General features: G+C 37.4%; 7 protein-coding genes and 1 pseudogene. 6 read left to right on the forward strand and 2 right to left on the reverse strand.

Annotated elements, in window-relative coordinates:
• The 4 genes and pseudogenes from EWV66_RS12545 to EWV66_RS12560 all read left to right on the forward strand — a co-directional run.
• Nucleotides 1-342: hypothetical protein (locus EWV66_RS12545; protein WP_287107345.1), on the forward strand; the 342-nt coding region annotated here is incomplete at its 5' end.
• A gap of 12 nt (nt 343-354) precedes the next feature.
• Nucleotides 355-534: pseudogene (locus tag EWV66_RS12550) on the forward strand (hypothetical protein).
• A gap of 86 nt (nt 535-620) precedes the next feature.
• Entirely contained in the window at nt 621-914 is a 294-nt protein-coding gene (locus EWV66_RS12555; RefSeq protein WP_002763046.1) for a nucleotidyltransferase family protein, read from the forward strand.
• The gene (locus EWV66_RS12560) at nt 911-1249 is read left to right on the forward strand and encodes a HepT-like ribonuclease domain-containing protein (protein WP_125731514.1); all 339 of its coding nucleotides are present in this window, start codon (nt 911-913) and stop codon (nt 1247-1249) included. The genes EWV66_RS12555 and EWV66_RS12560 overlap by 4 nt, the downstream gene beginning before the upstream one ends.
• Before the next feature lie 289 nt (nt 1250-1538).
• Here the strand turns inward: EWV66_RS12560 and EWV66_RS12565 are convergent, their stop codons facing one another.
• Both EWV66_RS12565 and EWV66_RS12570 read right to left on the reverse strand, forming a co-directional pair.
• Entirely contained in the window at nt 1539-1787 is a 249-nt protein-coding gene (locus tag EWV66_RS12565; RefSeq protein ID WP_002785172.1) for a DUF2442 domain-containing protein, read from the reverse strand.
• Nucleotides 1771-2007 (reverse strand): DUF4160 domain-containing protein, encoded by a 237-nt coding sequence (locus tag EWV66_RS12570; protein WP_041803658.1) that lies wholly within the window; start codon nt 2005-2007, stop codon nt 1771-1773. Before EWV66_RS12570 ends, EWV66_RS12565 begins: the two co-directional genes overlap by 17 nt.
• 347 nt (nt 2008-2354) lie before the next feature.
• Between EWV66_RS12570 and EWV66_RS12575 the strand changes: the two genes are divergently transcribed.
• Nucleotides 2355-2546, forward strand: coding sequence for a type II toxin-antitoxin system HicB family antitoxin (locus tag EWV66_RS12575; protein WP_002771342.1), 192 nt, complete (start codon nt 2355-2357; stop codon nt 2544-2546).
• On the forward strand, nt 2543-2700 hold a 158-nt coding region (locus tag EWV66_RS12580), incomplete at its 3' end, for a type II toxin-antitoxin system HicA family toxin (RefSeq protein ID WP_287107343.1). The genes EWV66_RS12575 and EWV66_RS12580, both read left to right, overlap by 4 nt.

The following is a 2700-nucleotide window of genomic DNA, read 5'->3' on the forward strand; positions in this document are numbered from 1 at the left end:
AAAACTCTATCATTTAAAGACATCCAATTTATTATCGAAGCTCTCGAATCCCTTCTCAAAAATTATAGTGACCGTATTCAACAAATAGAAGCTCTCGAAAACTATGAAGATGAAATTTCGGACTTAAGTAATGATTCTTTATTTTTACAAGAATTAATTACTGACTTACAAAATCAACAAACACAAGAATTGGCTCTACTTGTGCCTGAATTTGATTTAAAAAAAATGCCTTTACAAACATTAATTAAACAAGGAAAAAACCTGTCAATTGAGGAAAAATTAATCTTATTGGAATCTCTAACTTCATCAATCCGCGAAGAATATAATCTAATGCGAACCTGAAATGAGAAATCAATGATTACTTATTTAGCCACCGTTCATAAAGTCCGTAGTCGTGGTCTTTTATATGCCAAATTAAAACAAACCGAAAAAGCAAAAATTGATCTATAACAAGCAGCTATATTATTCCACCAACAGAATAATATGGCAACTGATGAAAAGGTGATGCAATTTTTGCAGCAATTAGGGCAATAAGTGGGGGGGTGAGTTATCAGTATTTAGTTTTTTCTAGTCTAGTCTGTTAATTGTTCATTAAAAACCTTCGGGATGGATGTTATTTTATGACCTTAAAACAACTCATACAAGACAAACGAGAGGATATCCTAAAAATTGCCACCAAACATGGTGCTTTTAATGTGCGTGTATTTGGTTCCGTTGCTAGAGGTGAGGAAACCGAAAATAGTGATATTGATTTTTTAATTGATTATGATTTAGCTAAAACATCCCCTTGGTTTCCCGGTGGATTATTAGTTGATTTAGAGGCTCTCTTAGGGTGTAAAGTGGATGTAGTAACTGAAAAAAGCCTTCATCATCTAATTAAACAGCGAATCTTAAAGGAGGCAATTAAGTTATGAATGAAGATCGAGTTTATCTTGAATATATTTTAGACTGTATTGATAAAATTAAGGACTATTCCCAAGGAGGAAAACAGGAGTTTTTTGCTAATTCAATGATCAGCGATGCTATCATTAGACGCTTACAAACTTTGGCAGAATCAACTCAAAGGCTTTCGGAGGAATTAAAGGCAAATATTCCCAATGTTGACTGGCGTAATATTTCTGGTTTTAGGAATATTTTAGTACATGATTATTTAGGGGGAATTGACCTTAATACAGTTTGGGAGGTGGTAGAAAATTATTTGGATGATTTGAAAGAACAGATTTTAAGACATCTAGAATCAGTTTCTTAGGTTGGGTTGAGCGAATAAATAAGTAGGTAGGCGTTAAAAGTTGTCAGACACCCCCCTTATCAAGGGGGGCAGGGGGGATCCCCCCGCCTATCGGCACCCCCCTTATCAAGGGGGGCAGGGGGGATCGAACCTAAAATAATCTCTCAATTCTCAGGGAAAGCGAAACCCAACACCCAACACCTAAATCCGTCTGAATCTTTTTGTTGGGTTTCCTTACGTCAACCCAATCGACGATAATTGCTATGATTACTAGGTTCGGTAGAGCCGATTTTTTTTAAGCATTTAACATTTAAGCACCCAATCTTCCTTCTAAAATGCCAATGATGGACAAATCCTCATCTAAGGTTTCCCAATGTAATCCCGTGCCATCACAAATTAACTCAACCTCTGCTAATTGTTCAAAGGTTGCTTTTGATAAGCGTTTATTTTTATAAGCAGGAAAACGAATTTCTCTATCGTCTTCTAAACGAATACAAATCCATTTATCTTCAACCCAAACTTTTTGAGCTTTTACTATGCTTTCATGTACCAAATACATCGTGCCATTTCCTCCGTATTATTTCTATATTTTCTGTAATGATAACTTCAGCCCGAACAATTTCTTTGGTTTTTAGACCTTTAGCATAATCCAATTCTAGCGGCTCTAGCCAAAATTTAGCATATCCGCCGCCCCGTCGAACGTGAACGTGCATGGGTTCATTGCCTTCATTGGCATAGAAAAAGAAAACATAGCCTTCCAGTCTGAAAATTTCTGGCATGAGGTTAAAGCTTATTTTGCCGGATTTGGCCAAGCATGAAATGTAACGCACCACCAATTTTATAATATTCAGTGGGTTATGCTACAGTGCTTGTCATCTTGGTGCGATCACTGTTTTAGAGGACGAAAAGCGATCGCATCCTTTCCGAGGTTGGGTCATCGGAACGAAACCCAACACCTAAATCCGTCTGAATTAGCGAACGCCAATTTTGTCGGCTGCATTAACGAAGTGTAAGGCGGCAATCTCGCTGCCAAGCCCGATAATAAAGCTGATCGTGGATTGGGAGCAATTCAGTTATAATAGGGGTTAACTTAATATCGTTAGCAATGCAGAATGAGGATTTCACCATGAGGATTCCATATACGTATTGGAAAGAATCAGATGGGATGTTCTTGGGCTATTTGAATGAATTTCCCGATCATTGGACCCAAGGTGTTGACTTAGAAGAATTAATCGAAAACTTGGTCGATCTCTACAGAACATTTACTACGGAAGAAATCCCCGGAATCAAGAGAGTTGCAGAGTTTGAAATCGCATGAAAAGGCATGATTTAATTGCACAATTAGAGCAAGCTGGCTGCTATTTGATTAGACGTGGAGGGAAACACGATATTTACCATAATCCAGATACTGGAAAAACAGAACCAATTCCCAGACATCGAGAAATTAATGAGCGATTGGCTAAAAAGATTAT

It is taken from the genome of Microcystis sp. M_OC_Ca_00000000_C217Col, from assembly GCF_007095585.1.
In the GTDB taxonomy this organism is placed as follows: domain Bacteria; phylum Cyanobacteriota; class Cyanobacteriia; order Cyanobacteriales; family Microcystaceae; genus Microcystis; species Microcystis panniformis.

Coding starts and splice junctions, on each gene's coding strand:
- EWV66_RS12555 (WP_002763046.1), top strand. CDS start 621: ATGACCTTAAAACAACTCATACAAGACAAACGAGAGGATATCCTAAAA.
- EWV66_RS12560 (WP_125731514.1), top strand. CDS start 911: ATGAATGAAGATCGAGTTTATCTTGAATATATTTTAGACTGTATTGAT.
- EWV66_RS12565 (WP_002785172.1), bottom strand. CDS start 1,787: ATGTATTTGGTACATGAAAGCATAGTAAAAGCTCAAAAAGTTTGGGTT.
- EWV66_RS12570 (WP_041803658.1), bottom strand. CDS start 2,007: ATGCCAGAAATTTTCAGACTGGAAGGCTATGTTTTCTTTTTCTATGCC.
- EWV66_RS12575 (WP_002771342.1), top strand. CDS start 2,355: ATGAGGATTCCATATACGTATTGGAAAGAATCAGATGGGATGTTCTTG.